Origin of the sequence: Cupriavidus sp. WGlv3, from assembly GCF_023952475.1 — a bacterium.
Classification (GTDB): domain Bacteria; phylum Pseudomonadota; class Gammaproteobacteria; order Burkholderiales; family Burkholderiaceae; genus Cupriavidus; species Cupriavidus phytorum.
Genome location: NZ_JALHRX010000007.1, coordinates 215596 through 241671 on the forward strand (window position 1 = coordinate 215596; position 26076 = coordinate 241671).

The 26076-nt window shown below is 69.0% G+C and carries 27 protein-coding genes; 14 read left to right on the forward strand and 13 right to left on the reverse strand.

Going from position 1 to position 26076, the window contains the following annotated elements; translation table 11 throughout:
* The first annotated feature begins 5 nt into the window (after positions 1-5).
* Entirely contained in the window at positions 6-956 is a 951-nt protein-coding gene (locus tag MKD38_RS14725; protein ID WP_252677847.1) for a DUF979 domain-containing protein, read from the forward strand.
* Between the two features lie 16 nt (positions 957-972).
* Positions 973-1623 carry a pyroglutamyl-peptidase I gene (gene pcp, locus MKD38_RS14730; RefSeq protein ID WP_252677849.1) on the forward strand — a complete coding sequence of 217 codons (651 nt, stop codon included), beginning with the start codon at positions 973-975 and terminating at the stop codon, positions 1621-1623.
* A 26-nt stretch (positions 1624-1649) separates the two neighbouring features.
* On the opposite strand, the gene MKD38_RS14735 is transcribed toward pcp, so the two are convergent.
* From MKD38_RS14735 to MKD38_RS14755, 5 genes are all read right to left on the reverse strand, one after another.
* Positions 1650-2900 carry a VanZ family protein gene (locus tag MKD38_RS14735; RefSeq protein WP_252677851.1) on the reverse strand — a complete coding sequence of 417 codons (1251 nt, stop codon included), beginning with the start codon at positions 2898-2900 and terminating at the stop codon, positions 1650-1652.
* Between the two features lie 18 nt (positions 2901-2918).
* Positions 2919-3569, reverse strand: coding sequence for an ABC-type transport auxiliary lipoprotein family protein (locus tag MKD38_RS14740; RefSeq protein WP_501985975.1), 651 nt, complete (start codon positions 3567-3569; stop codon positions 2919-2921).
* Positions 3570-3636: 67 nt separating this feature from the next.
* The gene (locus tag MKD38_RS14745; protein ID WP_252677852.1) at positions 3637-4581 is read right to left on the reverse strand and encodes an MlaD family protein; all 945 of its coding nucleotides are present in this window, start codon (positions 4579-4581) and stop codon (positions 3637-3639) included.
* The gene (locus MKD38_RS14750; protein WP_252677853.1) at positions 4578-5438 is read right to left on the reverse strand and encodes an ABC transporter ATP-binding protein; all 861 of its coding nucleotides are present in this window, start codon (positions 5436-5438) and stop codon (positions 4578-4580) included. The genes MKD38_RS14745 and MKD38_RS14750 overlap by 4 nt, the downstream gene beginning before the upstream one ends.
* Positions 5435-6571 carry an MlaE family ABC transporter permease gene (locus MKD38_RS14755; RefSeq protein WP_256504908.1) on the reverse strand — a complete coding sequence of 379 codons (1137 nt, stop codon included), beginning with the start codon at positions 6569-6571 and terminating at the stop codon, positions 5435-5437. The genes MKD38_RS14750 and MKD38_RS14755 overlap by 4 nt, the downstream gene beginning before the upstream one ends.
* A gap of 183 nt (positions 6572-6754) precedes the next feature.
* On the opposite strand from MKD38_RS14755, the gene MKD38_RS14760 reads away from it, so the two are divergent.
* Genes MKD38_RS14760 through MKD38_RS14770 form a run of 3 tightly spaced genes read left to right on the forward strand, consistent with a single transcriptional unit; the run spans position 6755 to position 8724 of the window.
* Positions 6755-7630, forward strand: a complete 876-nt coding sequence (locus MKD38_RS14760) for a biotin--[acetyl-CoA-carboxylase] ligase (RefSeq protein ID WP_252677854.1) — start codon at positions 6755-6757, stop codon at positions 7628-7630.
* Positions 7627-8478 carry a type III pantothenate kinase gene (locus MKD38_RS14765; RefSeq protein WP_252677855.1) on the forward strand — a complete coding sequence of 284 codons (852 nt, stop codon included), beginning with the start codon at positions 7627-7629 and terminating at the stop codon, positions 8476-8478. Before MKD38_RS14760 ends, MKD38_RS14765 begins: the two co-directional genes overlap by 4 nt.
* A 33-nt stretch (positions 8479-8511) precedes the next feature.
* Entirely contained in the window at positions 8512-8724 is a 213-nt protein-coding gene (locus MKD38_RS14770; RefSeq protein ID WP_252677856.1) for a hypothetical protein, read from the forward strand.
* 29 nt (positions 8725-8753) lie between these two features.
* Here the strand turns inward: MKD38_RS14770 and rfaE2 are convergent, their stop codons facing one another.
* The 7 genes from rfaE2 to MKD38_RS14805 form a co-directional block, all read right to left on the reverse strand.
* Complete coding sequence (rfaE2, locus tag MKD38_RS14775) at positions 8754-9248, reverse strand: D-glycero-beta-D-manno-heptose 1-phosphate adenylyltransferase (RefSeq protein WP_115702997.1); 495 nt, start codon at positions 9246-9248, stop codon at positions 8754-8756.
* Positions 9249-9611: 363 nt separating this feature from the next.
* On the reverse strand, positions 9612-10475 hold the full coding sequence (locus MKD38_RS14780) for a ferritin family protein (RefSeq protein ID WP_252677857.1): 864 nt from the start codon (positions 10473-10475) through the stop codon (positions 9612-9614).
* A gap of 202 nt (positions 10476-10677) precedes the next feature.
* Positions 10678-11967: a patatin-like phospholipase family protein gene (locus MKD38_RS14785; RefSeq protein ID WP_371925697.1), complete on the reverse strand. Its 1290-nt coding sequence runs from the start codon at positions 11965-11967 to the stop codon at positions 10678-10680.
* 39 nt (positions 11968-12006) lie between these two features.
* Positions 12007-12843, reverse strand: a complete 837-nt coding sequence (locus MKD38_RS14790; RefSeq protein ID WP_252677858.1) for a PhaM family polyhydroxyalkanoate granule multifunctional regulatory protein — start codon at positions 12841-12843, stop codon at positions 12007-12009.
* Positions 12844-12908: 65 nt separating this feature from the next.
* Positions 12909-13742 carry an enoyl-CoA hydratase/isomerase family protein gene (locus MKD38_RS14795; RefSeq protein ID WP_252677859.1) on the reverse strand — a complete coding sequence of 278 codons (834 nt, stop codon included), beginning with the start codon at positions 13740-13742 and terminating at the stop codon, positions 12909-12911.
* 128 nt (positions 13743-13870) lie between these two features.
* A complete protein-coding gene (locus MKD38_RS14800) occupies positions 13871-14851 on the reverse strand; it encodes a fumarylacetoacetate hydrolase family protein (RefSeq protein ID WP_252677861.1) in 981 nt (326 codons plus the stop codon).
* 75 nt (positions 14852-14926) lie between these two features.
* Positions 14927-15925: a Bug family tripartite tricarboxylate transporter substrate binding protein gene (locus tag MKD38_RS14805; RefSeq protein WP_252677863.1), complete on the reverse strand. Its 999-nt coding sequence runs from the start codon at positions 15923-15925 to the stop codon at positions 14927-14929.
* Between the two features lie 179 nt (positions 15926-16104).
* On the opposite strand from MKD38_RS14805, the gene MKD38_RS14810 reads away from it, so the two are divergent.
* From MKD38_RS14810 to MKD38_RS14825, 4 genes are all read left to right on the forward strand, one after another.
* Positions 16105-16938 carry an IclR family transcriptional regulator gene (locus MKD38_RS14810; protein WP_252677865.1) on the forward strand — a complete coding sequence of 278 codons (834 nt, stop codon included), beginning with the start codon at positions 16105-16107 and terminating at the stop codon, positions 16936-16938.
* Between the two features lie 58 nt (positions 16939-16996).
* On the forward strand, positions 16997-18007 hold the full coding sequence (locus MKD38_RS14815; RefSeq protein ID WP_252677867.1) for a DUF3108 domain-containing protein: 1011 nt from the start codon (positions 16997-16999) through the stop codon (positions 18005-18007).
* Between the two features lie 54 nt (positions 18008-18061).
* Positions 18062-18904: an alpha/beta fold hydrolase gene (locus tag MKD38_RS14820; RefSeq protein ID WP_252677870.1), complete on the forward strand. Its 843-nt coding sequence runs from the start codon at positions 18062-18064 to the stop codon at positions 18902-18904.
* A 237-nt stretch (positions 18905-19141) separates the two neighbouring features.
* Positions 19142-19399, forward strand: coding sequence for a BTH_I0359 family protein (locus MKD38_RS14825; RefSeq protein ID WP_012351433.1), 258 nt, complete (start codon positions 19142-19144; stop codon positions 19397-19399).
* Between the two features lie 106 nt (positions 19400-19505).
* Here MKD38_RS14825 and MKD38_RS14830 read toward each other — a convergent pair whose 3' ends face one another.
* A complete protein-coding gene (locus MKD38_RS14830) occupies positions 19506-19898 on the reverse strand; it encodes a rhodanese-like domain-containing protein (protein ID WP_018006652.1) in 393 nt (130 codons plus the stop codon).
* A 199-nt stretch (positions 19899-20097) separates the two neighbouring features.
* On the opposite strand from MKD38_RS14830, the gene MKD38_RS14835 reads away from it, so the two are divergent.
* The 5 genes from MKD38_RS14835 (at position 20098) to MKD38_RS14855 (ending at position 26064) form a co-directional block, all read left to right on the forward strand.
* The gene (locus MKD38_RS14835) at positions 20098-21159 is read left to right on the forward strand and encodes a homocysteine S-methyltransferase family protein (protein ID WP_252677872.1); all 1062 of its coding nucleotides are present in this window, start codon (positions 20098-20100) and stop codon (positions 21157-21159) included.
* A 17-nt stretch (positions 21160-21176) separates the two neighbouring features.
* Positions 21177-23924 carry a methionine synthase gene (metH, locus tag MKD38_RS14840; RefSeq protein WP_252677874.1) on the forward strand — a complete coding sequence of 916 codons (2748 nt, stop codon included), beginning with the start codon at positions 21177-21179 and terminating at the stop codon, positions 23922-23924.
* Between the two features lie 262 nt (positions 23925-24186).
* Entirely contained in the window at positions 24187-24648 is a 462-nt protein-coding gene (locus tag MKD38_RS14845) for a hypothetical protein (protein WP_252677875.1), read from the forward strand.
* 319 nt (positions 24649-24967) lie between these two features.
* A complete protein-coding gene (locus MKD38_RS14850; RefSeq protein WP_018006648.1) occupies positions 24968-25600 on the forward strand; it encodes a response regulator in 633 nt (210 codons plus the stop codon).
* A gap of 56 nt (positions 25601-25656) precedes the next feature.
* Positions 25657-26064 carry a response regulator gene (locus MKD38_RS14855; RefSeq protein WP_252677876.1) on the forward strand — a complete coding sequence of 136 codons (408 nt, stop codon included), beginning with the start codon at positions 25657-25659 and terminating at the stop codon, positions 26062-26064.
* The last annotated feature ends 12 nt before the right edge of the window (positions 26065-26076 follow it).

A 26076-nucleotide genomic window follows, 5' to 3' on the forward strand; every position in this document is an offset into this window, starting at 1 on the left:
GCGCCATGATCATTTCCATCGAGTACCTGTACTGGCTCGCCGGCCTGGTGCTGGCCATCACCGCGCTGATGACCTTCACCGACCGCGCCCATCCGCGCCGCCTCGGCACCGGCCTGTTCTGGCTGCTGTACGCGATCGTGTTCCTGGCCGGCGACCGGCTGCCGCCGGCCGCGGTCGGCATCGGCGCGGTGGTGATGGCGCTGATCGCGGGCTTCGGCGGCGTCGGCCATGGCAAGCACGACAGCCTGCCCGAAGCCGAGCGCCGCGCCAGCGCGAGCCGCCTCGGCAACAAGCTGTTCATCCCGGCGCTGCTGATCCCGCTGGTGACCGTGATCGGCACCATGCTGTTCAAGGACGTCAGGATCGCCGGCGTGCCGCTGCTCGATCCGAAGAACGTGACCTTCGTCTCGCTGGGGATCGGCTGCCTGATCTCGCTGGCGGTGGTGTGCTGGCTTACGCGCGACACCGTGGCGCAGGGCCTGCGCGAGTCGCGCCGCCTGACCGAGTCGCTGGGCTGGGCGCTGGTGCTGCCGCAGATGCTGGCGATGCTGGGGCTGGTGTTTGCCGACGCGGGCGTGGGCAAGGCCGTGGCGCATCTGACCACCGCCTATATCAACCTGGACTACAAGCTGGTGGCGGTGGCGGTCTATTGCGTCGGCATGGCGCTGTTCACGGTGATCATGGGCAATGGCTTCGCCGCCTTCCCGGTGATGACCGGCGGTGTCGGCGTGCCCATCCTGGTCGGCATGTTCGGCGGCAATCCGGCGGTGATGGCGGCGATCGGCATGTTCTCGGGCTATTGCGGTACGCTGATGACGCCGATGGCAGCCAACTTCAATATCGTGCCTGCGGCGCTGCTGGAACTCGACGACAAGAACGCCGTGATCCGCGCCCAGGTGCCGACCGCGCTGGCGATCCTGGTGGCCAATATCGTGCTGCTGTACTGGCTGATGTAAGCGCAGGAGCCCCGCCATGCCTACCGTGCTGCTGACCGGCTTCGAGCCATTCGAGGACGAACCCATCAACCCGTCGTGGGAAGCCGTGCGCGCGCTCGACGGCGAGCGCGTCGGCGACGCGGTGATCGTCGCGCGGCAGCTGCCGTGCGTGTTCGGCGCGGCGCTCGCCGCGATCGGCGAACTGCTCGACGCGCTGCGGCCAACCCTGGTGATCGCCGTCGGGCAGGCCGGCGGGCGCGCCGAGATGTCGGTCGAGCGGGTGGCGATCAACGTCGACGATGCGCGCATCGCCGACAACGCCGGCGCCCAGCCGATCGACACCGCCATCGTCGCCGACGGCCCGGCCGCCTACTTTGCCACGCTGCCGATCAAGGCGATGGTGCGCGACATGCGCGCGGCCGGCGTGCCGGCGTCGGTATCGCAGAGCGCCGGCACCTTCGTCTGCAACCATGTGTTCTACGGGCTGATGCACCGGCTCGCGCAACCGCCGGACGGCGCGGTGCGCGGCGGCTTTATCCACATTCCGTATTTGCCCGAGCAGGCGGCGCGCCATCCGGGCCAGCCGAGCCTGGCGCACGAGACCCTGGTGAAGGGCCTGCGCACCGCCGTGGCGACGGCGCTGTCGACCCGCGCCGATGTGCGCGAGCAGGGCGGGCAGCTGCACTAAGTGCCGGCGCACATGTCCGCGCCGGCTTACTCCTGCAGGTTGGCCGCGGCCGCCTCACGGCGTGCCGCGGCTTTCTTCATCGCATGGCGGCGCAGGCTGACCTGTTCGAAACGCCAGATCACATAGCAGAACGCCAGGAACGGCCACAGCCAGCCGAGCCACTGCGCCAGGCTGTTGAAGTGGATGAAGCGGCCCATGCGCCAGCCCTGCTCGGAGATCCACGCGTAGGGGTTTGACGGCAGCACGTTGGTCAGCGCCACCAGTACGATCAGCGCCGACATCGCCAGCACCGCGCGCAGCCAGCGCGGCAGGTACAGCAGCAGCGCCAGCACCAGCGAGCTGGTCAGCAGCGCGAAGCGCCCGCCCTCGGACAGCCAGACGAAGGCGCTTTCGGTCGGGAACTGCAGCTCGGCCGCGGTCGCCTTGAGCAGCAGCGCCGCCGCCAGCAGCCCCGCCAGGATGCGCAGCATCGGTGCGCTGCGGCGCATCGCCACCGAGGCGAACAGGCCGGTGCCGACCCAGCTGCTGGCAGTCACCAGCGATTCCAGCAACTGCTGGCTCTGCATGTCCTCGGGGCGCAGGCCGATATGGTCCTGCCACGCCTCCAGCTGCGGGAACACCATCTGCAGCACCTGCATCGGCCACGATTCCGGATCGGTCAGCCATTCGCGCACGATCCCGCCCATGCCGAACAGGTGCTCCTGCGGAAACACCTGCGCGAACGGCCACAGCAGCAGCAGGATGATGGCAAAGCTGGCATGCGGCTCGAACCAGGCATGGCGCAGCCGCGTCAGGCGGCCGTCGTCGATCAGCGCGCGCGTGAACGGCGCCACCACGGCGCCGCCGAGCAGTGCCCCCAGCGCATTGGTGATCAGGTCGATGTTGGACGAGATCCGGCTGGGCAGCCAGGTCTGGAAGGCCTCCATGCACGCCGACAGCAGGGCGCCGGCCACCAGCGCCACCAGCGTGGCGCGCCCGCCCGACACGCGCGGATGCAGCGACAGCACCACCAGCGCGCCGAACGGGAAATACCCCAGCACGTTGGTGAGCAGATCGAAGTCGGTGATATAGCGCGGCTTGGGCGCACTGACAAAGGCAAAGGGCGAGATGCCGTTGTCGATCCAGCCGGAGAACGGGTACAGGCTGGCATAGATCACCAGCAGCGTGAAGCAGAGCAGCCCCACGCGCGCCAGCGGCGAGTGCTGCGGCGCGGTGGCGGATGGTGCTGGCACAGCCGCCGGCGGCGGCGCGGAGAGCGGCGGGGGAGCCGGCTCCATGGCAAATCTCCTGTTGCTTTACTTTAGCTGCAGCGTGCCGATCCAGTCGAGCAGCGCGGCAATCACGGCATCGCTGGCTTCGGCCAGCGCCTTGACGCCGCCGGCGCCGTCGGCGCTGGGCGCGGGCCGGCGCGCCTCGAAGGTCTGCTGGCCTAGCATGCCATGCCGGTACACCGTGGCGCGCAGCCGCACCACGCCCTCGCTGGTGGTGGCGCTGTCGAACACCTGGTCGAACTCGAGCAGGTCCACCTTCAGCGCCGGCACGCTGCCGTCGCCGGACCAGCCCAGCGTGCCGCGCGCGGCCACGGCCTCGCGCAGGCGTTCGTCGAACAGGCGCGTGGGTGACATCACCCAGCGCTGCGTGGCGTAGGCCTGCAGGCGCTGCGCCTGGGCGTACTGCAGCCGGTAGAAGAGGGCATTGCCTTCCAGCCAGTTGGGCCCGTCGGTCTGGGCCACGCGCAGTTTGGGCAGCGGGGCGGGCGCAGGGTTCCCGTTGGCGGAGGCCGCGCCGGCGGCGACGGCCGGGCCCAGGTCATAGGTGATGGTGGGCTCGCCGCGCGTCAGCGCGCAGCCCGACAGCGCCAGGCCGGCGCAGCACAGCAGCAGGGCCGCGCGCAGGCGGGCGTGGGCGGAGCGCAGCAAGCGTGGCATCTCGGTCGCAGGGTTCACGGCGGATTCTCGCGGTTGGCGTTTGGCGTGATCGATGGGGGCTGGAGTGTGCCGCATGCCGGCAGCGCTACGGGGCCGCGCTGAAGCCGGGCTCGCCCGGGCCCGGCGTGGGCGCGGGCGCGCCGAACAGCACGCTGCTCGGGCTCTCGTTGAACTGCCCGGCGGCGCGCTCGAAGCTGCGCGCGGTCTGGCGCGCGTCGCGGGCCAGGCCATTGAGCTGCGGCAGGGTCTCTTCGCTGAAGGTGCCCGCGGCCGACTGCACCGACGCGGCCGCGCCCTGCAGGTCGCGCCCGACGCTGTCGACGGTGCGCATCACGGTGCCGTTGGGGTTGGCCAGTTCCTGCGTCAGGCGCCGGGTCGATTCCAGCGTCGCGTTCAGGTTCTCGGCCACTTTCGGCAGGCGCTGCGCGGCCGGCGCGAGCGAATCGGACAGGCGCGAATAGTCTTCGGCGGTCTTGCGCACCGAGCGGATCGCCGCCATCAGCTCGTCGCGGTTGGCGCCCTGGAACATGTCGTTGAGCGAGCCCATCAGGGTCTCGGCCTGGGTCAGCAGCGAATCGCCGCGCTTTTCCAGTTCCTCGAAGAAGCCGGGCCGCATGACGATGCGCGCCACCGCGCGCGGCGAAGTCGGCAGCGGCGGCGAGGCGGCGGTGCCGTCGTGCGCGGCGGAGTCGTCGAGTTGCACGTAGGCGATCCCGGTCACGCCCTGGAAGCCCAGCGTGGCGTAGGTGGTGCGCGTGATCGGCGTTTCGCGGTTGACGTTGACGCGCACGATGATCTGGCCCGGCACCTGCGGATCGAACTTGATCGACTCGACCTTGCCCACCGCCAGCCCGCGGTACTTGACGTCGGCCTGCGGGCCGAGGCCGTTGACGGTCGAGCGGGTGATCAGGTCATACGGCACGCGCACCGCGTGGTCGCTGCTGAACCAGAAGATCGCGAACAGCACCAGCACGGCCAGGCCGATGGTGAACACGCCGGCGAGGAAGGCGTGGGACTTGTTTTCCATCATGCTTCTCCAGGGGGCGGCGCCGCGGGCTGCCCGCGCCGGGGCAGCGCCTGCAGGGCGCGCTGGGCGCGCTCGCCAAGGAAATACTCGCGGATGAAGGGATGGTCCACCTCCACCACTTGCGCAATCGGCGCGGCCGCGATCACCTTGTGGTCGGCCAGCACCGCGACGCGGTCGGACAGCGCCACCAGCGTGTCGAGGTCGTGCGTGATCATCACCACGGTCAGACCCAGTTCGCGGCGCAGCTCGCGGATCAGCGCGACGTAGTCGTCGGACGCCATCGGGTCCAGGCCGGCAGTGGGTTCGTCCAGGAACAGCAGCTCGGGTTCCAGCGACAGCGCGCGCGCCAGCGCCACGCGCTTGATCATGCCGCCGGACAAGTCTGATGGCATCTTGTCGGCATCGCGCGCCGACAGGCCCACCAGCTGCAGCTTGAGCAGCGCCGCCTGGCAGATCAGGTTGTCGGGCAGCGCGCGCAGCTCGCGCAGCGGCAGCGCGATATTGTCGATCACCGACAGCGCCGAGAACAGCGCGCCGCGCTGGAACTGCAGGCCCCAGCGGCTGCGCAGCGCCTGCAGCTGGGCCGGGCGCAGCCGCGCCGGGTCTTCGCCGAACACCTTGATGGTGCCCGAGGTAGGGCGCTCCAGCCCGACGATCTGGCGCAGCAGCACGGTCTTGCCGCTGCCCGAGCCGCCGACGATCGACAGCACCTCGCCGCGGTAGACGTCGAGGTCCACATGGTCGTGCACCACTGCCTTGCCGAAGCGCTTGACCAGGTCGCGCACCTCGATCACCGGGCTGCGCTCCGGCGCGGGCTGCGGCGCGCCTGGCCGGGTCGGGTTCGCTTGCGCCGCGTTCACAGGCCCACGTCCTTGAACAGGATGGCGAAGACCGCGTCGGCCAGGATCACGATGGTGATCGCGGTCACCACCGAGGCGGTGGTGCCTTCGCCCAGGCTCTGAGTGTTGGGCTTGATGCGCAGCCCGAAGTGGCACGCGGTCAGCGCGATCAGGATGCCGAACACCACGCCCTTGCCCAGCCCCAGCCACAGGTTGGCTACCGGCACCGCATCGGGCAGCTCGCGCAGGAAGAAGGTGGCGCTGATGCCCAGCTGCATGCGCGCGGCCAGCATGCCGCCGGCCAGCGCCATCACGTCGGTCCACGCCACCAGCAGCGGCATGGCGATGGCGAGCGCGATCACGCGCGGCATGATCAGCCGGAAGCCGTGCGAGATGCCCATCACGCGCATCGCGTCCAGCTCCTCGGTCACGCGCATCACGCCGATCTGCGCGGTGATGGCCGAGCCCGAGCGCCCCGCGATCAGGATCGCGGCGAGCACCGGCCCCAGTTCGCGGATCACCGCCATGCCCAGGATGTTGACGATGAAGGTGCTGGCGCCGAAGGTGCGCAGCTGGTTGGCCGACAGGTACGACAGCACGATGCCGATCAGGAAGCCCACCAGCGCCGTGATCCCCAGCGCCTTGTAGCCGACGTTGTAGATATTGGCCGAGATCTCGCGCCACGGGCCGCGCTGCGGCATGCGCGCGAAGCGCAGCAGGTCGAACGCCAGCTGGCCCAGCATGGTGATGCCATTGCCCAGCTGTGCGCCGAACGACAGCACGTTGGCGCCGAACAGCGTGACCGGGTTGAAGCGGTCCACCATGTGCTTTTTCCAGCCCTCGTCGTGCACCGCGGCGATGCGCTCGAACACGCGGCGCTGGCCCTCGCTGGCCTCGAGCCGTTGCGGCAGCGCGCCGTTCCAGGCCTGCCACAGCAGCTGCCCGCCGATATGGTCGAGGCGCTCGACGCCGGCCAGCGACCATTGCGCATTATCCGGGGCCTGCGCCAGCTCGTGCAGCTGCGCACGCAGCTGCCGCGCCTGGCGGCAGCCGGCCAGCGCGAGCGCGGTCCAGTCGCCACGCAGCTGTACGCTGACGGTTCCGTGCCCGCGCGTGATCTGGAAGTCTGGCGTCGTCTGGCGTTCCAAGGGCAAGCGATGTGATGGCCGAGTCTCGATTCTAAGCCACGCGCCCCGCTGGCGCGACCGCGCCGTGCCCCGGTTGCATGCCCGGCAGCGCGGCGCGGCTACAATGCGGCATCTGCCGCAGGCCCGGGTTCGGATCCGGATCCTGCCTGTGCCGACCGCGATCCCGCCCATCCCCGTCCAATGCCGCGCATGTCCGCCGTTCCTCCGAATCCGCCCGATCTTGCCGCCGCCACATCCTGGCGCATCGATGCCGGCGCGCTGCGCGCCATGCTGTCGCCCGCGCTGCGCGACTGGACCGTGGAACTGGTCGAGGAAACCGGCTCGACCAATGCCGACCTGACCGCGTGGTGCCGCCAGGCGCCGTGGTCCGACGCCGGCACGCTGCGCCTGGCCTATCGCCAGACCGCCGGGCGCGGACGCCAGGGCCGGCCGTGGCAGGGGCAGGCCGGCATGACCTTCTCGGTGGCGCTGCCGCTGGCGCTGGCGCCGGCGCAGCTGAGTGGCCTGAGCCTGGCGGTGGGCCTGGCGCTGGCCGAGGCCCTGGGCGACGTGGCCCCGGCGCTGGGCGCGCGGGTGGGCCTGAAATGGCCCAATGACCTGCAGATCGACGGCCGCAAGCTGGCCGGCATCCTGATCGAATCGGTGCCGGCGGGGCCGCAGCGGGTCTGGGCAGTGATCGGCATCGGCCTGAACCTGGTGCGCGATGCGCAGATGGAGGCCGCGCTGGGGCGCGAACTGGCGGGCGTGGCCGAGGCCATGCCGGGCTTCGATGCCGGGCGCGATGCGCCGCGCCTGCTGGCCGCTGTGCTGGAGCGGCTGGCGGCGATGCGCGCGGACTTCCTCGCGCACGGCTTCGGGCCGATGGCGCGGCGCTGGTCCGCCGCCGATGCCTACCGCGACCAGCCGGTGCGGCTGCTGCACGACGGCCAGGTGATCGCCGAAGGCATGGCGCGCGGCGTCGACGAGGCCGGCCACCTGCTGCTGGAAACCCCCGCCGGCCTGGAGCGCATCGCCAGCGGCGAGCTGTCGCTGCGGCCCGCCCCGGGCCAGGAAGCTGGCGCATGAACGCGCCGCGCCTGCTGGTCGATATCGGCAATACCCGGCTCAAGTGGGCGTGGTGCGACGCCGGTACGGCGCTGCCTGCCACCGCTGGCATCTCTGCGCTGCCGACGCCGTGGCAGCACGCCGGCGCGGTGACGCATGCCGACGACGGCGCGCTGCGGACGCTGGCCGCCGAGCTGCGCGCACTGCGCGCCAGCGGGCCGATGCCGTCGGTGTGGATCAGTAATGTGGCCGGGCCGGTCATCGCCGCAGCCGTCGATGCCGCGCTGGCCGATGCCTTCGGCGGCTGCGCGCCGGTGCAATGGGTACGCAGCAGCGCCGCGCACGGCGACCTTGCCAACGGCTATCGCGAACCGACCCAGCTCGGCGTCGACCGCTGGACCGGCGCGGTCGGCGCGCACCGCTGGCTGCCGCGCGAAACCTTGCTGGTGGTCACCGCCGGCACCGCCACCACGCTCGATATCGTCACCGTGACAGAGGCTGGCGGCGCGCGCTTCGAAGGCGGGCTGATCCTGCCGGGGCTGGCGCTGATGCTGGGCACGCTGGCACGCAATACGGCGCAACTGCCGGCACTGGATGTCGGCGAGGCCGGCAGCGTGGCGGGCACGCAGCGGCGCTGGGCCGACAACACCCACGACGCCATTGCCGCCGGCTGCCTGGCCGCGCAGGCCGGCGCCATCGAGCGCACCTGGCGCGCGCTGGGCGAGCGCGGCGATGCGTCGCGACCGCCGCGCTGCCTGCTGTCCGGCGGGGCCCGCAGCGCGCTGGCGGGAGCGCTCGCGGTGCCGTTCGAGATGCACGATAATCTGGTGCTGCTCGGCCTGCATGCGATGGCCATGGCCGACGCGTAACGACGCCACGTTCTCATCTCCATCCGATTCCCCATGACCACCCGCTCCCTGCGCATCGCATTGCTGTTGCTGCTGTTGGCCAACGCGGTGCTGCTGGCCGCGGTGCTGGGCGCGTTCGGCGCGCAGCCGCTGTCGGGCTGGTTCGAGTCGCCGCGCGAGCCGCACCGGCTGGAGCAGCAGGTGCGGGGCGAGCGCATGCGCCTGCAACCGCCGCCGGCCACGCCGGCGTCGGCGCCGGGCGCTTAGTGCGGGCCAAATAATGCAGGCGCGGCGGCTCAGCCCGCCTGGCGCACCTTGGTCAGCAGCTTGGTGGTCGAGCGGTCGTGCAGGAAGGGGATGGCGTAGGCCTGGCCGCCCCAGCTGCGCACCAGCCGGGTTTCTTCCAGCGTATCGATATCGTAGTCGCCGCCCTTGACGTAGATGTCGGGACGCACCAGCCGGATCAGCTCCACCGGCGTCTGTTCGCGGAACATCGCCACCAGGTCGACCGAGGCCAGCGCGGCCAGCAGCGCCATGCGGTCCGACTCATGGTTGAGCGGGCGGTCGTCGCCCTTGCCGAGCATCTTCACCGAGGCATCGCTGTTGACGCCGACCACGAGGCTCGCGCCCAGCGCGCGCGCCTGCGCCAGGTAGGTGGCATGGCCGCGATGGAGGATGTCGAAGACGCCGTTGGTAAACACCAGCGGGCGCGGCAACGCGGCGATGCGCGCGGCCAGCGCGGCGGTGTCGTCGGCGGGAGTCAGCTTGGATTCGAAGGCGGGTACGGACATGGATCAGGGCAGGGAATGGGTGGAGGCCGGCATCGTGGCGGAGCCGGCGCGCTTGCCCGAATGGTACCTGTTCTTGCGCGCCGCCCGGGGCCGGGCTTGGCTGGATCCATCGCGTGACGGCACTGGCCCACGGCACGGCAGCGATGTAGTAACCGGCTACTACCTGCGCGCCGGCTGGCGCGCTTATCATCCGCGGCACCGTATTTCCGGGAACAGGAAAACGGCGTCGTACTCTACCCGCCAGGGCCGGACTGGATCCGGCGCGCCGCAGCGGGCCGCATTTGTCGGGAATGCGCGAAGGTAAAAGCAAGGCAAAAAAATGCCCCGCTTCGGCGGGGCATTTTCTTGTCCGGAACGGGCCGATCAGGCTTGCGCGGGGCGGGCCGCGCCGGCGCCTTGCAGGCTGGCGTTCAGCTCCTTGCGGTAGCGGTTCAGGTCCTGCACGCTTTCAAAGGTACGTTCGAACAGCAGCGACATGTTGTGCAGGATCCGTTCGATGACCTTCTTCTCCCAGCCTTCGTCGAAGCGGATCTGCTCGTCCAGCCATTTCTCGAGCCAGTCGGGATCCGGCAGGCGCGACTGCACCGTGTCGTTGGGGAACAGCGCCTTGTTGACGTGCAGGTTGGTCGGGTGCAGCGGCTTTTCGGTGCGGCGCGCCGATGCCATCAGCACGCCGATCTTGGCGAAGGCCGCGCGCGCGCTGTCGCCGAACTGCGCCAGGTACTTCTTCATGTAGCGCAGGTAGGCGCCGCCATGGCGGGCTTCGTCCTGCGACAGGGTGCGGTAGATATGCTTGATCACCGGCTCGGTGTGCCATTCGGCGGCCCGACGGTACCAGTGGTTCAGGCGGATCTCGCCGCAGAAATGCAGCATCAGCGTTTCCAGCGGCGGCGCCGGGTCGAACTCGAAGCGCACCGCGTGCAGTTCTTCCTCGGTCGGCACCAGGTCCGGGCGGAAGCGGCGCAGGTACTCCATCAGCACCAGCGAATGCTTCTGTTCCTCGAAGAACCAGATGCTCATGAACGCCGAAAAGTCAGAGTCGTGGCGGTTGTCGCGCAGGAACATCTCGGTCGCAGGCAGGGCGGACCATTCCGTGATCGCATTCATGCGAATGGTCTTGGCCTGGTCGTCCGTCAGCATGCTGGCGTCAAAGGTATCCCAGGGGATGTCCTTGTCCATGTGCCAGCGGACGGCTTCCAACGATTTGAACAGTTCGGGGTAGAGCATGGTAAGCCTTTGAAATTACGGGCAGATTCTACCAGATGCGAATTATTCTCTTCTCTCCTTTTTTAGGCCGGAGCGGGGCAAATATGCAACGCCCCGCGGGGTTTGCCGGCGCCTTCTGCATTTTTCCGGGCGATCAGCGCCGCGGCGGCGAGTCAAAGTGCCAGCGCGGGCGCCTCTGAGACCGTCATGTGACGGCGGCAACTCAAGGAGAGACTGCCTGCTCGGCCGCATGGTCATCCGTGCCGGGCGCGGCCGGCGCCGTGCCCGGCACGATGCCATAGAGGAAGGCCGCCAGCTCGTCGGCCTGGGCTTCGGCGTCGCGCTCGCCCAGCGCGATCAGCGCCTGCGTGAAGGCCGGCTCGAACAGCAGGTAGCTGGCGAACGCGGCGCCGCGCGCCTCGGTGCCGCCCAGCGGCGCCAGCAGCGCGCGCACGGTGCGCGGCAACTGCTTCTGGTGCTCGGCGGCGATGGCCTCGATCGGCTCGCTGGGCGCCACCGTCATCACCTGCACCGGGCGCCAGCCTTCGCGGTCGCCGGCGACCTCGGGCATGCGCGCCAGCAGCCGGTTGATATGCAGCAGCCGCTCCAGGTCGGCATTCAGGCCGTCCAGGAAGATGCTGGCCAGCGCCTGGCCGCCCACCTGCGCCAGCGACGGATAGCCGCCGCCCGGCATGGTGTCGAACCAGCCCGAGCGCTGGCGCGAGGCCGCGCCGATCGCCAGGATGCGCGACGCGCCCAGGTGGATCGCCGGCGACAGCGGCGACATCTGGCGCATGGTGCCGTCGCCGAACCACTCGTGGTGCGCATCGAGTTCCAGCGGCATGGCCGGGAACAGGAACGGGATCGACGACGACGCCAGCAGGTGGTCCACCGTGATCTGCGCCGGCACCGCGATGCGCTGGCTGCGGTGCCACGGATGGATGCGGTGGTGCGACTGGTAGAAGGTCACGTGGCGCCCGGTGCTGTACGACAGCGCCGTGACCGCGAACGCCTGCAGCGCGCCGCTGTCGAGGCTGGCCTGCACCCGCGCGGGCTCGAACAGCTCGCCCAGCATGCTGCCCAGCGGGGTGTTGTCGAACAGCGCGCGCGGCGCGCGCCGCTGCGTGGCCCAGCCAAAGGCCAGCGTCGACAGCCAGCGCGCCCCCGACACGCCCACGCGCAGCACATCGGTGCGGTAGACCTCGTCGGCATGGATGCTGTGCCAGAGCGCGCCCAGGCTCTGCGTGGCGGCTTCCAAGTCGCCGGCATGGATGGCCAGCCCCGCGCCGTTGATGGCCCCGGCCGAGGTGCCGGCGAGGATGCCGAACGGCAGCGGGGCCTGTGCCTTGCCATGGCGCGCGGCGATGCGCGCCACGCCGTTGAGCACGCCGGCCTGGTAGGCGGCGCGCGCGCCGCCGCCCATCAGGATCAGCGCGGTGGCGGCGGGGTTCGGCGTGGAAGCGGGCGCGGAGGCATGCGCCGCAGGGGGCAGCGGCAGGGAATCGCGCTGCATGGGCGGTTGGGGGAAGGGGGGCGTCAGGCAGCAGCAGGATCAGTTGGTGACGCTGCCGCCGGCGCCGTTGCTGCTGCCATTGCCGCCATTGCCTCCGGTGCCGCCTTCGCCGGCTTCCCGGGCCGGCCCGGCGGCCTTGGCCGACTTCTTGGCAGCCGCTTTCTTCGCCGGCGCCTTCTTTGCCGGCGCCTTCTTCGCGGCAGGGCTGGCGGTACCGGGCGAGGGTGTCTTGCCGGCTGCCGCGGTCGCCGGTTTTTCGGCGCTGGATTGCTGGGTGTCGGCTGGCGTGGCGGCGCCAGTCGCGCCGAAGCCGCCCATGCCGAACGGCACCATGCTGGCCGCCGCGGCGCTGCTGGCAATCTGGTTGAACTGCTGTTGCAGCATGTCCCACCACAGCGCGGGGTTGGGCGCCGGGGCCGCATCGGCATCGCTGGCGGCCGTCCCCTGCGCCGGCTCGGCGGCCGGGGGCTCGGCCTGTGCAGCGCTGCCGGCGGCCGCGCTGGTATTGGCGCCGGTATCCGCGCCGGTGCGTTGCGGCGCCTCGGCGCTGGGCGCGTTGGCCGCGCGCGCGACGTTTTCCATTGCCGATTGCATCGCGTCGGGCGACAGTGCGTTGCCGAAGGTCTGCAGCGCCACCAGCGTGGCGCGCTGCACTTCCAGTCCCTGGATGGTGGTGCGCAGCAGGTTGGTATTGAGCTGCAGCCAGCTTTCCACCGCCTTCAGGTCGGCGATGCGCTTGTCGAGGTCTTCCAGGTCCATCGGCGGCGTCATCGCCTGCAGGCCGGGCATCAGGCCGGCGGGCATGCCGGCGCCGCCGCCCCATAGCCGGCGCATGAAGTCGAAGCCGTTGGTGAAATCGGGAATCTGTCCGAACATGGTCGCGCGCTCCGTGTGCGGCGCAGCCCGGTGCCCGGACCTCCGGGAGCGCGGCTGCGTCGTCGTTACCTGAACTGAGGCGGCCGCTTTTCGCGCAGGCTCGCCATGCCTTCGTGCACGTCGGGGCCGGCAAAACCCATGAATTCGAGCGCCAGCGAGGTATCGAAAGCGGGGCCGGCCATGCGCAGCCAGTTGTTGAGGGCGTACTTGGTCCAGCGGATCGCGCTCTGCGACCCTGCCGCCAGCCGGTTGGCCACCTCGAAGGCGCGCGCCACCAGTTCGTCCTCATCCACCGCCAGCGAGACCAGGCCGATCCGCTCGGCCTCTTCGCCGCTGACCGACTCGCACAGCATCAGATAGTACTTGGCCTTGGCCATTCCGCACAGCAGCGGCCACACGATCGCGGCATGGTCGCCCGCGGCCACGCCCAGCCGGGTATGGCCGTCGACGATGCGCGCGGTCTTCGCCGCGATCGAGATATCGGCCAGCAGCCCCGCCACCAGCCCGGCGCCGACCGCCGGGCCGTGCATCGCCGAGACCACCGGCTTGTCGCAGTTGATGACGTTGTAGACCAGGTCGCGCGCCTCGTGCCAGACCCGGGTGCGGGTGTCGAAGTCGTTGGCCATGTCCTCGACCAGCGCCAGGTCGCCGCCGGCGGAAAAGCCCTTGCCCTCGCCGCGGATCAGCGCCACGCGCACCTCGGGGTCGGCGGACACGTCGCGCCAGATTTCGGCCAGCTCGCGGTGCATGCTGGCGTCCGCGGTGGCCAGCTTCTGGTTGGCCGACTGGGCCGCGCCCATGACGATTTCGAGGATGGGGCCGTGGCGGCGCAGGGTCAGCGCGCGGTAGCGCGCGTAGCGCGGCGACAGGGTGGAGGTGTCAGCGGAGGGCGTGGTCATGGGGGCCTTTGAGGTGGACGCCAGCGCGGGTGCCGGACGCAAGGGAATGCAATCAAATTTACCAACCGATCGGTCGGTTAATTATATGCAAATCCGGCGCGCGGTTGCGTCCCCCGGCCCGGCGTGCCTCAGGCCGAGGCCACCAGCTGGTCGATCGCGCCGAACACCGAATGGCCCTGCGCGTCGAACATCTCGATCTTGACCGCGTCGCCGAACTTCATGAATTCGGTCACCGGCTTGCCTTCGTCGATGGTCTCGAGCATGCGCTTCTCGGCGATGCAGCAGTAGCCCTTCTTGCGGTCGACGTTGGAGATCGTGCCCGAGCCGACGATGCTGCCGGCGCGCACGTTGCGGGTCTTGCAGATATGGGCGATCAGCTGGCCGAAGTCGAACACCATGTCGGTGCCGCAGTCGGGCTGGCCCACCTTCTTGCTGTTCCAGTGCACGGTCATCGGCAGGTGCACCTTGCGCTCGCGCCAGGCCTCGCCCAGTTCATCGGGGGTCACCGCCACCGGCGAGAACGCCGTCGCCGGCTTGCTCTGGAAGAAGCCGAAACCCTTGCCCAGTTCGGCCGGGATCAGGTTGCGCAGCGACACATCGTTGGCCAGCATCACCAGCCGGATGGCCTCGCCGGCCTGCTCCGGGGTGGCGCCCATCCTGACGTCGCCGGTAATCACCGCCACCTCGGCCTCGAAGTCGATGCCGAAGGCCTCGCTGGCGCAGACGATGTCGTCATGCGGACCGAGGAAATCGTCGGAGCCGCCCTGGTACATCAGCGGGTCGGTCCAGAACTCGGGCGGCATCTCGGCATCGCGTGCCTTGCGCACCAGCTCCACATGGTTGACGTAGGCCGAGCCGTCGGCCCACTGGTAGGCGCGCGGCAGCGGCGCCATGCAGTCCTTCGGCGCGAACGGGAACGGATGGCGCGCGCGGCCGCCGTTGAGCGCGTCGTACAGGTCCTGCAGCTGCGGCGCGTAGAACTGCCAGTCGTCGAGCACGGTCTGCAGCTTGCCGGCGATGTCGGTGGCGAAGTGCGCGGTCTTCAGGTCGCGCGACACGACCACCAGCTGGCCGTCGCGCGAACCGTCCTTCAGGGTTGCGAGTTTCATGGGATGCGGTAGGGATCCGGGGGCGCCTGCCGGGCAGGCGCAATGGGCGCTAGTCTAACGCGGCGCACGCGCCGCTCAGTCGACCGTGATGCCCTTGGCTTTGATCAGCTTGCCCCAGCGCTCGGCCTCGGCACGCGCGTAGCTGGCGAATTCCTCGGGCGTGCTCGAGACCGCTTCGACGCCTATGCCTTCCAGCTTCTTCTGCACCTCGGGCGTCTTCAGCGCCTTGACCAGTTCGGCGTTCAGCCGCGTGACCACGGCCTTGGGCGTACCGGCCGGCGCCACCATGCCTTGCCAGGCGTAGGCCTCGAAGCCGGCCACGCCGCCTTCGGCGACGGTCGGCACACTCGGCAGCACGGTGAGGCGCTTGGGCGTGGCCACGCCCAGCGCGCGCAGCTTGCCGGCCTGCACGTTCTGCTGGCCCGAGGCCAGGTCCAGGAACATCAGGTCCACCTGGCCCGCGAGCAGGTCCTGCACCGCGGGCGCTGCGCCCTTGTAGGGCACGTGCGTCATCTTTACCCGGGTCTGGTCCATGAACAGCTCCATCGCCAGATGGTGCGGGCTGCCCGCACCCGGCGAGGCAAAGTTAACCTTGCCCGGATGCTTCTGCGCATAATCGATCGCTTCCTTGAGCGTGCGCGCGGGGAAGTTCGGATTGGCCACCAGCACCAGCGGGAAGCGCGCCAGCTGGCCGATATAGACGAAGTCCTTGTCGGCGTTGTACGGCAGCTTCTTGTACAGCGACGGATTGGCGGCCAGCGTGGCGGTATCGGCGGTCAGCACGGTGTAGCCGTCGGCCTTGGCATGCGCCACCGCATCGGCGCCGACGATGGTGGCCGCACCCGGCCGGTTGTCGATCACCACCTGCTTGCCCAGTGCCGGCGTGATCGCCTGGGCCACCGTGCGCGCTACCACATCGGTGCCGCCGCCGGCGGGGTAGGGCACCACCCAGCGGATCGGCTGCGACGGCCAGTTGTCTGCGCGCGCGGGCGCGCTGGCGGCGCACAGCAGGGCAAGCAGGGGAGCGGCGGCAAGGACGGCGAGAGCGGGGCGGAAGTAGCCAGGGGGGCGCATCGGTGGTCTCCATGGTAAAACGGGGCCCGGTGTGGCGAGCCGCACGTGCGCCCGCCGGCCGAGTCTGTAGCGAAGAAAGTCTACCGATCGCTTAAAAATTGGTAAATCGATTTCGCTATAGTAAATTCACCTAGGATTTTTCCCTCCCCCAGCCACCAAGCACACGCCCTGCCACCCGCATGTCAGAGATCGAAGAAGAAGACGCCAAGCTGCGTTCCGGCATCCAGTCCATCGAGGTAGGCTTCAGGCTGCTGCAGGCGCTCGCGGCATCGCCGCGCGCGATGATGCTGCGGGACCTGGCTGCCGCCGCCGACATGAACCCGGCCAAGGCCCACCGCTACCTGGTCAGCTTCATGCGGCTGGGGGTTGTGGCGCAGGATCCCGTGAGCGGGCGCTATGACCTGGGGCCGTTCGCGCTGCAACTGGGGCTGGCCGGGCTGAACCGCCTCGACCCGGTCAAGAAGGCGCGCCCGATCCTGTCGCAGCTGCGCGACGAGCTGGACCTGACCGCCGGCATCGCCGTGTGGGGCAACCACGGTCCCACGGTGGTGCACTGGGAGGAGTCCAGCCACCCCGTGACCGTCAGCCTGCGCCTGGGCGACGTGATGCCGATGCTCAACTCCGCCACCGGCCGGCTCTACGGCGCCTACCTGCCGCGCAAGCAGACCCTGCCGCTGATCGAGCGCGAACTGGGCGCGCGCGGCCATGATGGCGTGCCCGACATGCCGCGCACGCTGGCCGACTACGACGCGATCTGCGCCGAGGTGCGCGCGCACGGCGCCGCGCGCACGCTCGGCGGCGTGCTGCCGGGCATCAACGCGTTCTCGATGCCGGTGTTTGACGCCAATGGCCATCTCGCCATGGGGCTGATCGTGCTGGGCGCGCAAAGCATATTCGATGCAGAATGGGGCGGTACGATGGATCGCCGCGTACGCGCCATCGCCCAACAGCTCTCATCGGAACTCGGCTACCTTGGTGCCGCCGCCCCGGCCGGACAAACCGGCCACGCCTGAACCTGACGCCCGTCGCGGCGCGGATCCCCGCGTCTGGCGCCGGCGCCGCTGGATTTTTGTGATTGCGCTGGTGCTGCTGGTCCACCTGCTGGCGGTGGTGGGCCTGGTGCGCATGCCCGGGCCGCTGATCCCGGTCGATGTCAGCGATACCCCCACGCTGGAAGCCGTGCTGCTGCCGCCGCCGGCGCCGCCAGCCCCACCCAAGCCGCGCCCGATCGCGCGCGCGCCGCGCCCGCAGCCCAAGCCCGCGGCACCGCGGCCTGAACCGGAAGTGCCCGCACCCGCCCCCGAGCCGGCGCCACCGCTTGCCACCAGCCCGCAGGGCGCTACCGAGATGGCCGCCGGCAGCGGCGGCGAAGGCAGCGCGGCCGCGCCCGCAGCCGCCGCCGCGCCGGCCCCGTCCGGCGGGCCGCAGGGCGGGGTCAACGGCGTGCGCTACAGCGCGCCCCCGTCGGCGACCATGCATTACGCCAGCTTCGTCAACGGCGTGCAGAACCCGGACGGCCTGATCCGCTGGGAGCAGGACGGCAGCCGCTACCGGCTCGCGGTCGAGACCCGCGTGCTGTGGTTCCGTTTTGCCTTCCAGAGCAGCGGCGCGCTGGCCGAGCAGGGGCTGTTGCCGGAACGCTACGAAGAACGCCGCCGCAACAAGGTCGAGGCTTCGCGCATCGACACCGCGGCCGGCACCGTGGCCTTTGCCTCGGGCGCGCAGGCGCCGTTCCCGCCCGGCGCGCAGGACCGCTTCAGCGTCTTCCTGCAACTGGTGGGGCTGGTGCGCGGCAATCCCCAGCGCTACGTCACGCCCGGTGTGACGGAAACATTCCACGTGGCCGACACCCGGGATGTGGAACCGATGCAAGTGCAGTATGTTGGAGAAGTCGATATCGACACCGGCCAGGGCGTGGTGCGCGCCAAGCACTTTGTGCGGCTGCCGCGCCGCGCCAACGACCGGCGCCGGGTCGAGATCTGGCTGGCGCAGTCGCTCGGCTGGATGCCGGTGCGCTTGCGCCAGACCGAGCCCGACGGCACCCAGATCGACCTGGTGTACCGCGGCAAGGAAGGACCGTAGCGCTGCAGGTTTGCGCATTCCCAACGCATGCTTGACCGAAAAGGAGTCCCAGCCATGACCGTTGCCACGCCGCCCACCGAAACCCGCCGCATCCACGCCGACGGCCCCGACCTGCACGTGCGCCTCGACGGCGCCGACGGGCCCTGGGTGATCCTGACCCACGCCCTGGCAGCCAACCATACCCTGTGGGACCTCACCGCCAGGCACCTGGCCGGCCGCTACCGCGTGGTGCGCCCGGACCTGCGCGGCCATGGCGCCAGCGATGCCCCGCTCGGCCCCTACACCATGACGCGCCTGGCCGACGACGTGGTCGCGGTGATGGACGCGCTGCAGATCCCGCAGGCGCACTTCTGCGGCATCTCGGTGGGCGGGATGATCGGGCAGAGCATGGGCCTGCGTCATCCCGAGCGGCTGCTGTCGCTGACGCTGGTGGCGACCAACAGTCAGACGCCGATGGAAGCGCACCCGATGTGGCATAACCGCATCGGTCAGGCCGAGGCCCACGGCATGGCGGGGCTGGCCGATGCCACCCTCGGGCGCTGGCTGACGCCGGCGTTTCATGCGTCACATCCGGACGAAGTGTTGCGTATCCGCGACATGCTGGTGGCGACTCCGGTACGTGGATACGTGGGTGTGGCCGAGGCCATCATGGCTTTCGACCTGGCGGGCGCGCTTTCCCGCATTCATTGTCCTACGCTGGTAGTAGCGGGCGAGCAGGACCAGGGCGCCACCGTGGCGATGGCACAAAGCATTGCCGCGGCGATTGCCGGGTCCAGGCTCGAGGTGGTGCCGCAAGCGGCGCACCTGGTGCACGTGGAGCAGCCGGAACGTTTCCACGCCGCGCTGGACGCCTTCCTGGGGAGCGCCGCATGTGGGGGCCAGTGCGACGTTCCGTGACAAGCAACACACTGATGTTCCAGGCTCAAGAAACTTGTTGCATTGGCCAATGCCCAATTCATGTAAGGCAGAAAATCGTGGCAACGTGGTGACAGGCACCGAATAACTTGCGAATTGCTTGATATCCCGCCGGTCACCCCAAGTTTGGAGGTAAAGCCGCGGCGCCCCCTCATGGCAACAACTGAGGCAAGAACCACAAGGGCGAGCCGCCCATCCATGACGCCCAGGAGGTGTGCCATGCAAATGATCTACAACAGCGACAACTACTGCATCGTCGAGTTCGGTGCGGATGTCGAGCAAGCGCCGCTCGAATTCGGGGGCTACGAAATCGTCGACAAGAACCTGAAGCGGGAGATTTTCCTGGGCGGCCAGCTCGCCGAGAGTTTCCGCGCCGACGTCAAGCGGCTGATCGAAAGCGAGCCGTCGGTGGAGGAGGTCGATGACTTCCTCGGCAAGTTCGACAACGTGATGACGCACCCGCTGGTGATGCACTGAGCGGCTCCGCCGGGCCGGCGCCCCGAGCCGCCGCCCGCCCGGTTTCGCGACCAGAAAAAAGCCCGCTTCGGCGGGCTTTTGCGTGCTTGCGGCCGAGTGCGATAGCTCAGTACTGCTCCCACGGCAGCCCGTCGTGGCGCCAGCCATTGAGTGTGTTGCGGTGGCGCTCCGCGTCGAGGTCGCCCTCGAAGCCGTGCAGCACAAAGCGGACGTTGGAGAAACCCGCGCCCTCGAGCGCGCGCGCCGCGGCGGACGAGCGGTTGCCGCTGCGGCAGATCAGCAGCACCGGCCGCGCCGACGCCTGCCCGGCGAGCTTCTTCACCATCTGCACGAAATGCGGGTTGACCTCCCAGTCCGGGCCGTCGTTCCAGGGCACGTTGTGCGCGCCCTTGGGGTGGCCCACGAACAGGTATTCCATCTCGCTGCGGCAGTCGATGAAGAGCGTCTCGGGCGATTGCGCCAGCAAGGCGTGGGCATCGGTCGGGGACAGGTGTTGCATGGTTGGAAGAGGCGCGGCGCGAGTCGCCGGACGGTGATGTTTACGTCTCTCAGTGTAGGCGCCGGAGCGTCCGGCAGGCAACCGACGGCGCCCGCAAGGCCTTGATACACCTGATAAAATCGCACCTCTTTGGCCGCCATCGGCCACCGCGGCCTACCGTCGAAGCTCCGCCGGCCCCGCCTTTCCTGAGTTCCCCGCCATGAGTGCCCCTGAATCCCGCGCGGCCGCACCGCGCCCCTACACCCGGGCTGCCGAGCTGCCCCGGCTGCTGCAAGAACGCATCCTGATCCTGGATGGCGCCATGGGCACCATGATCCAGCGCTACAAGCTGAGCGAGGCCGACTACCGCGGCACGCGCTTCGCCGAACACAAGGTGGACGTGAAGGGCAACAACGAACTGCTGCTGCTGACGCGCCCGCAGGTCATCAGCGAGATCCACGAGCAGTACCTTGCCGCCGGCGCGGACCTGATCGAGACCAATACCTTCGGCGCCACGCGCGTGGCGCAGGAAGACTACAAGATGGCCGAGCTGGCGTACGAGATGAACGTCGAGGCCGCGCGCCTGGCGCGCGCCGCCTGTGACAAGTACAGCACGCCCGACAAGCCGCGCTTCGTCGCCGGCGCCTTCGGCCCGACGCCCAAGACCGCAAGCATCTCGCCCGACGTGAACGACCCCGGCGCGCGCAATGTCACCTTCGAAGAGCTGCGACAGTCCTACTACGAGCAAGGCAAGGCGCTGCTCGAGGGCGGCGCCGACGTGTTCCTGGTCGAGACCATCTTCGATACGCTCAATGCCAAGGCCGCCCTGTTCGCCATCGACCAGCTGTTTGAAGACACCGGCGAACGCGTGCCGGTGATGATCTCGGGCACCGTCACCGATGCCTCGGGCCGGATCCTGTCGGGGCAGACCGTCGAGGCATTCTGGAACAGCCTGCGCCACGCGCGGCCGGTTACCTTTGGCCTGAACTGCGCGCTGGGCGCGACGCTGATGCGCCCGTATATCGCCGAGCTGGCCAAGGTGTGCGATGCAGCGGTGTCGTGCTATCCGAACGCGGGTTTGCCGAACCCGATGAGCGATACGGGCTTCGACGAAACGCCGGAAGTCACCTCGTCGCTGGTCGAGGAATTCGCCGCTTCCGGTCTGGTGAACCTGGTGGGCGGCTGCTGCGGCACCACCCCCGAGCATATCGCCGCCATCGCCCAGCGCGTGGCTGACAAGAAACCCCGCACCTGGCCCGGCCAGTACCGCGACGCCGCCTGAGCCGGAGCCCGAGAAACATGAGCGAGAACAAACTGCCCCCGCGCCCGATGCGCCTGTCCGGCCTCGAGCCCTTCACCATCGACGACGACACGCTGTTCGTCAACGTCGGCGAGCGCACCAACGTGACCGGCTCCAAGGCCTTCGCGCGGATGATCCTGAACGGCCAGTTCGACGAGGCGCTGGCGGTGGCCCGCCAGCAGGTCGAGAACGGCGCGCAGATCATCGACATCAACATGGACGAGGCCATGCTGGACTCGAAGGCCGCGATGGTTCGCTTCCTGAACCTGATCGCCTCCGAGCCGGACATCGCGCGCGTGCCGATCATGATCGACTCGTCCAAGTGGGACGTGATCGAGGCCGGCCTGCAGTGCGTGCAGGGCAAGCCGGTGGTGAACTCGATCTCGCTGAAGGAAGGCGAGGAGCAGTTCCGCCACCACGCCGAGCTGATCCGCCGCTACGGCGCGGCCAGCGTGGTGATGGCCTTCGACGAGAAGGGCCAGGCCGATACCTTCGAGCGCAAGACCGAGATCTGCAAGCGCAGCTACGACATCCTGGTCAATGAAGTCGGCTTCCCGCCCGAGGACATCATCTTCGACCCGAATATCTTCGCGGTCGCGACCGGCATCGAGGAACACAACAATTACGCCGTGGACTTCATCGAAGCCACGCGCTGGATAAAGCAGAACCTGCCCTACGCCAAGGTCAGCGGCGGCGTCTCCAACGTGTCGTTCTCGTTCCGCGGCAACGACGTGGTGCGCGAGGCGATCCACACCGTGTTCCTGTATCACGCGATCGGCGCGGGCATGGACATGGGCATCGTCAACGCCGGCCAGCTCGGCGTGTATGACCAGCTCGACCCCGAGTTGCGCGAGCGCGTGGAAGACGTGGTGCTGAACCGCCGCGAGGATTCCACCGATCGCCTGCTGGAAATCGCCGACCGCTACAAGGGCGGCGGCGCGAAGAAGGAAGAAAACCTGGCCTGGCGCGGCACGCCCGAGCAGCCAGTGCCGGTGGGCGAACGCCTGGCGCACGCGCTCGTCCATGGCATCACCACCTTTATCGTCGAAGACACCGAGGAAGTCCGGCAGCAGGTCGCCGCGCGCGGCGGCCGCCCGATCGAGGTGATCGAAGGCCCGCTGATGGACGGCATGAACATCGTCGGCGACCTGTTCGGCGCCGGCAAGATGTTCCTGCCACAGGTGGTCAAGAGCGCGCGCGTGATGAAGCAGGCGGTGGCGCACCTGCTGCCCTTCATCGAGGAAGAAAAGCGCCTGCTGGCCGAGGCTGGCGGCGATGTGCGCGCGCGCGGCAAGATCGTGATCGCCACCGTGAAGGGCGACGTGCACGACATCGGCAAGAACATCGTGTCGGTGGTGCTCCAGTGCAATAACTTCGAGGTGGTCAACATGGGCGTGATGGTCCCGTGCAACGAGATCTTGGCCAAGGCCAAGGTCGAGGGCGCGGATATCGTCGGCCTGTCGGGCCTGATCACGCCGTCGCTGGAAGAAATGGCCTACGTCGCGTCGGAGATGCAACGCGACGACTACTTCCGCGTGAAGAAGATCCCGCTGCTGATCGGCGGCGCCACCACCTCGCGCGTGCATACCGCGGTCAAGATCGCGCCCAACTACGAAGGGCCGGTGGTGTACGTGCCGGACGCCTCGCGCTCGGTCAGCGTGGCGTCGAGCCTGCTGTCCGATGAAGGCGCGGCGAAGTACCTGGACGAACTGAAGTCCGACTACGACCGCATCCGCGTCCAGCACGCCAACAAGAAAGCGACGCCGATGGTGACGCTGGCGCAGGCGCGCGCCAACAAGACGCCGATCGACTGGAGCGGCTACGTGCCGCCGAAGCCCAAGTTCATCGGCCGCCGCGTGTTCCGCAACTACGACCTGGCGGAGCTGGCCAACTACATCGACTGGGGCCCGTTCTTCCAGACCTGGGACCTGGCCGGCAAATTCCCCGACATCCTCAACGACGAGATCGTCGGCGAGTCGGCGCGCAAGGTGTTCTCGGACGGCAAGGCCATGCTGTCGCGCCTGATCCAGGGCCGCTGGCTCAGCGCCAACGGCGTGATCGCGCTGCTGCCGGCCAATACCGTCAACGACGACGATATCGAGATCTACACCGACGAGACCCGCACCAGGGTCGCGCTGACCTGGCACAACGTGCGCCAGCAGAGCGAGCGCCCGGTGGTGGATGGCGTGCGCCGGCCCAACCGTTGCCTGGCCGACTTTGTCGCGCCGAAGGGTAGCGGCATCGCCGACTATGTCGGCATGTTCGCAGTCACCGCGGGCCTGGGCGTCGACAAGAAGGAGGCCCAGTTCGAGGCCGACCACGACGACTACAGCGCGATCATGCTCAAGGCGCTGGCCGACCGCCTCGCCGAGGGCTTCGCCGAATGCCTGCACGAGCGCGTGCGCAAGGACCTGTGGGGCTATGACGCCGCCGAGACCCTGAGCAACGACGAGCTGATCGCCGAGAAATACCGCGGCATCCGTCCTGCGCCTGGCTATCCGGCCTGCCCCGAGCACACCGTCAAGGGGCCGATGTTCGCATTCCTCGACGCGGCCGAGATCGGCATGGGCATCACCGAATCGCTGGCGATGACGCCGGCCGCTTCGGTCAGCGGCTTCTACCTGGCGCATCCCGAGTCGACCTACTTCACCATCGGCAAGATCGGCCAGGACCAGCTCGACGACATGGTCGCGCGCCGCCATGAGGACCGCGCCGCGCTGGCGCGCGCGCTCGCGCCCAACCTGTAACCGGGTGCGACGCCCGGGCCGCAACGGCGGCGGCGGTGCCCCGCCGCCAGCCCTTTGATGCAGCAGGAAAAGCACAGCGAATGGCCCGCACGGCGCCGCCAGGGTGGCGTGCGGGCCGCCTCACAACTCCTTACAGTGCCTTTCAACTGCTCACAGACCGCCGCAGTCCGGCTCCCTAGACTGAGGGCTCGATACACGCAATCACCAGCGTGATCACCGCGGCGAATGTTTCGCCGTGGGGCATCCTGAAAGGAGTCTGTCCATGAAGAAACTGCTGCTCTCCCTGTCCGCCCTGTCGATCGCCGCGGCTTCCTCGCTGGCCATGGCCCAAGGTACCGGCGCTGCCGTCGGCGCCAAGGCCGATGTCGGTGCCTCGGTGACCACGCCCTCGCCCACCGCGGCGGCACAGGGTGGCCTGAACGCCGTCGGCGGCGCCGCCACGGGTGCCGCGGGCGCGGCCGAGAAGGGGCTGTCGACCGCCGGCGCGGCGACCGACAAGGGCCTGTCGGCAGCGGGCACGGCAGCTGACAAGGGCCTGTCGACCGCGGGCGCCGCCGTCGACAAGGGCGTGGGCACCGCCGCCGACGCCACCGGCTCGGCCAAGGCAGAGGCCGGCAGCAAGGCCAAGCATGGCAAGCACGCCGCCAAGTCGACCAAGAAGTCGAAGGCCGACGCGAACGTGGGCGTCAGCGCCGGCGCGGAAGCCGGCGCGAAAGCGCAGTAAGCACCCGGGTAGTCGCTTGCAGTACTAGCCACAGCCTCTACCGGTGCAGGCTGCGCCGGGCCCCCTCGAGGGAAGTTCACGGGCCTGACGCGCCGCAGCAAAGCGGGACGGATCTTATCCGTCCCGCTTTGCTTTTGCGGGTGCCGAAGTTGCCCGCGGGGTGCCCGCGGCCGGCCTTGCCGCCACGCCGCATTGTCAGCCTGACACCGACAGCCCGAGCGCGCGCGCGGCACTACAATGACAACATCGCAAGCGGTTCCGCCTGCACCCGACGTGCACCGGGCCGAAGTGCCGGTCCGTTAAACCCGTGGAGCCCCACATGATCCGCGTCCTGATCGCCGACGACCACGAGATTGTGCGTGCCGGGCTGCGTCAGTTCATTTCCGAAGAACCCGATATCCAGGTGACCGGCGAGGCCGGCAGTGGCGACGAAGTCATGGCGCAGCTGCGCGATGCCGAGTTCGACGTGCTGGTGCTGGACATCTCGATGCCGGACCGCAATGGCATCGACGTGCTCAAGCTGATCCGCCAGCGCAAGCCCGACCTGCCGGTGCTGATCCTGTCGACGTACCCGGAAGACCAGTACGCGATCAACCTGATCCGTGCCGGCGCGTCCGGTTACCTGACCAAGGAAAGCGCACCCGACGACCTGGTCAAGGCGATCCGCACGGTGGCGCAGGGCCGCCGCTACGTCAGCGCCACCGTGGCCGACCTGCTGATCGGCGGGCTCGACAAGCCGACCGAGCAGCCGGTGCACCAGATGCTGTCCGAGCGCGAGTTCCAGATCTTCTGCAAGCTGTCGCGCGGGCAGTCGGTCTCGGTGATCGCCGACGAACTGTTCCTCAGCGTCAAGACCGTCAGTACCTACCGTTCGCGCATCCTGGAGAAAATGGGCATGAAGACCAACGCCGACCTGACCTACTACGCGATCAAGAACGGCCTGGTGGAATAGCAGTTCAATCGCGGCCCCGCGCGGGCCGCCCCGGAAGGGTACCCGCAATACACAATATGTCGGAGCAGGATTCGAACACTTCCTACCGGGCGCTGAACGTGCTGCTGATTGAAGATTCGGCGGTTCTGCGCGGCATGCTGCTCGAATACCTGAAGGATTTCCCGTTTATCGAGAACGTCGACTGGGCCGATACCGAAGCCCTGGCGCTGCGCCTGCTCGCCGCCAGCGAGTACGACGTCGCCATCGTCGACCTGCAGTTGCGCCAGGGTAACGGCATCAACGTGCTGCGCGCGATGCAGCGCGCCGGCACCGGCACCGTGCGCATCGTCTACACCAACCATGCCCAGCTCGAGATGTACCGGCGCCAGTGCGCCGAGGCGGGCGCCGACTACTTCTTCGACAAGTCGCTCGAGCTCGAGCAGGTGTTCCGCGTGATCGAGGAACACGCTGCGCTGCAGCCCTGACGCGTCAGGCGC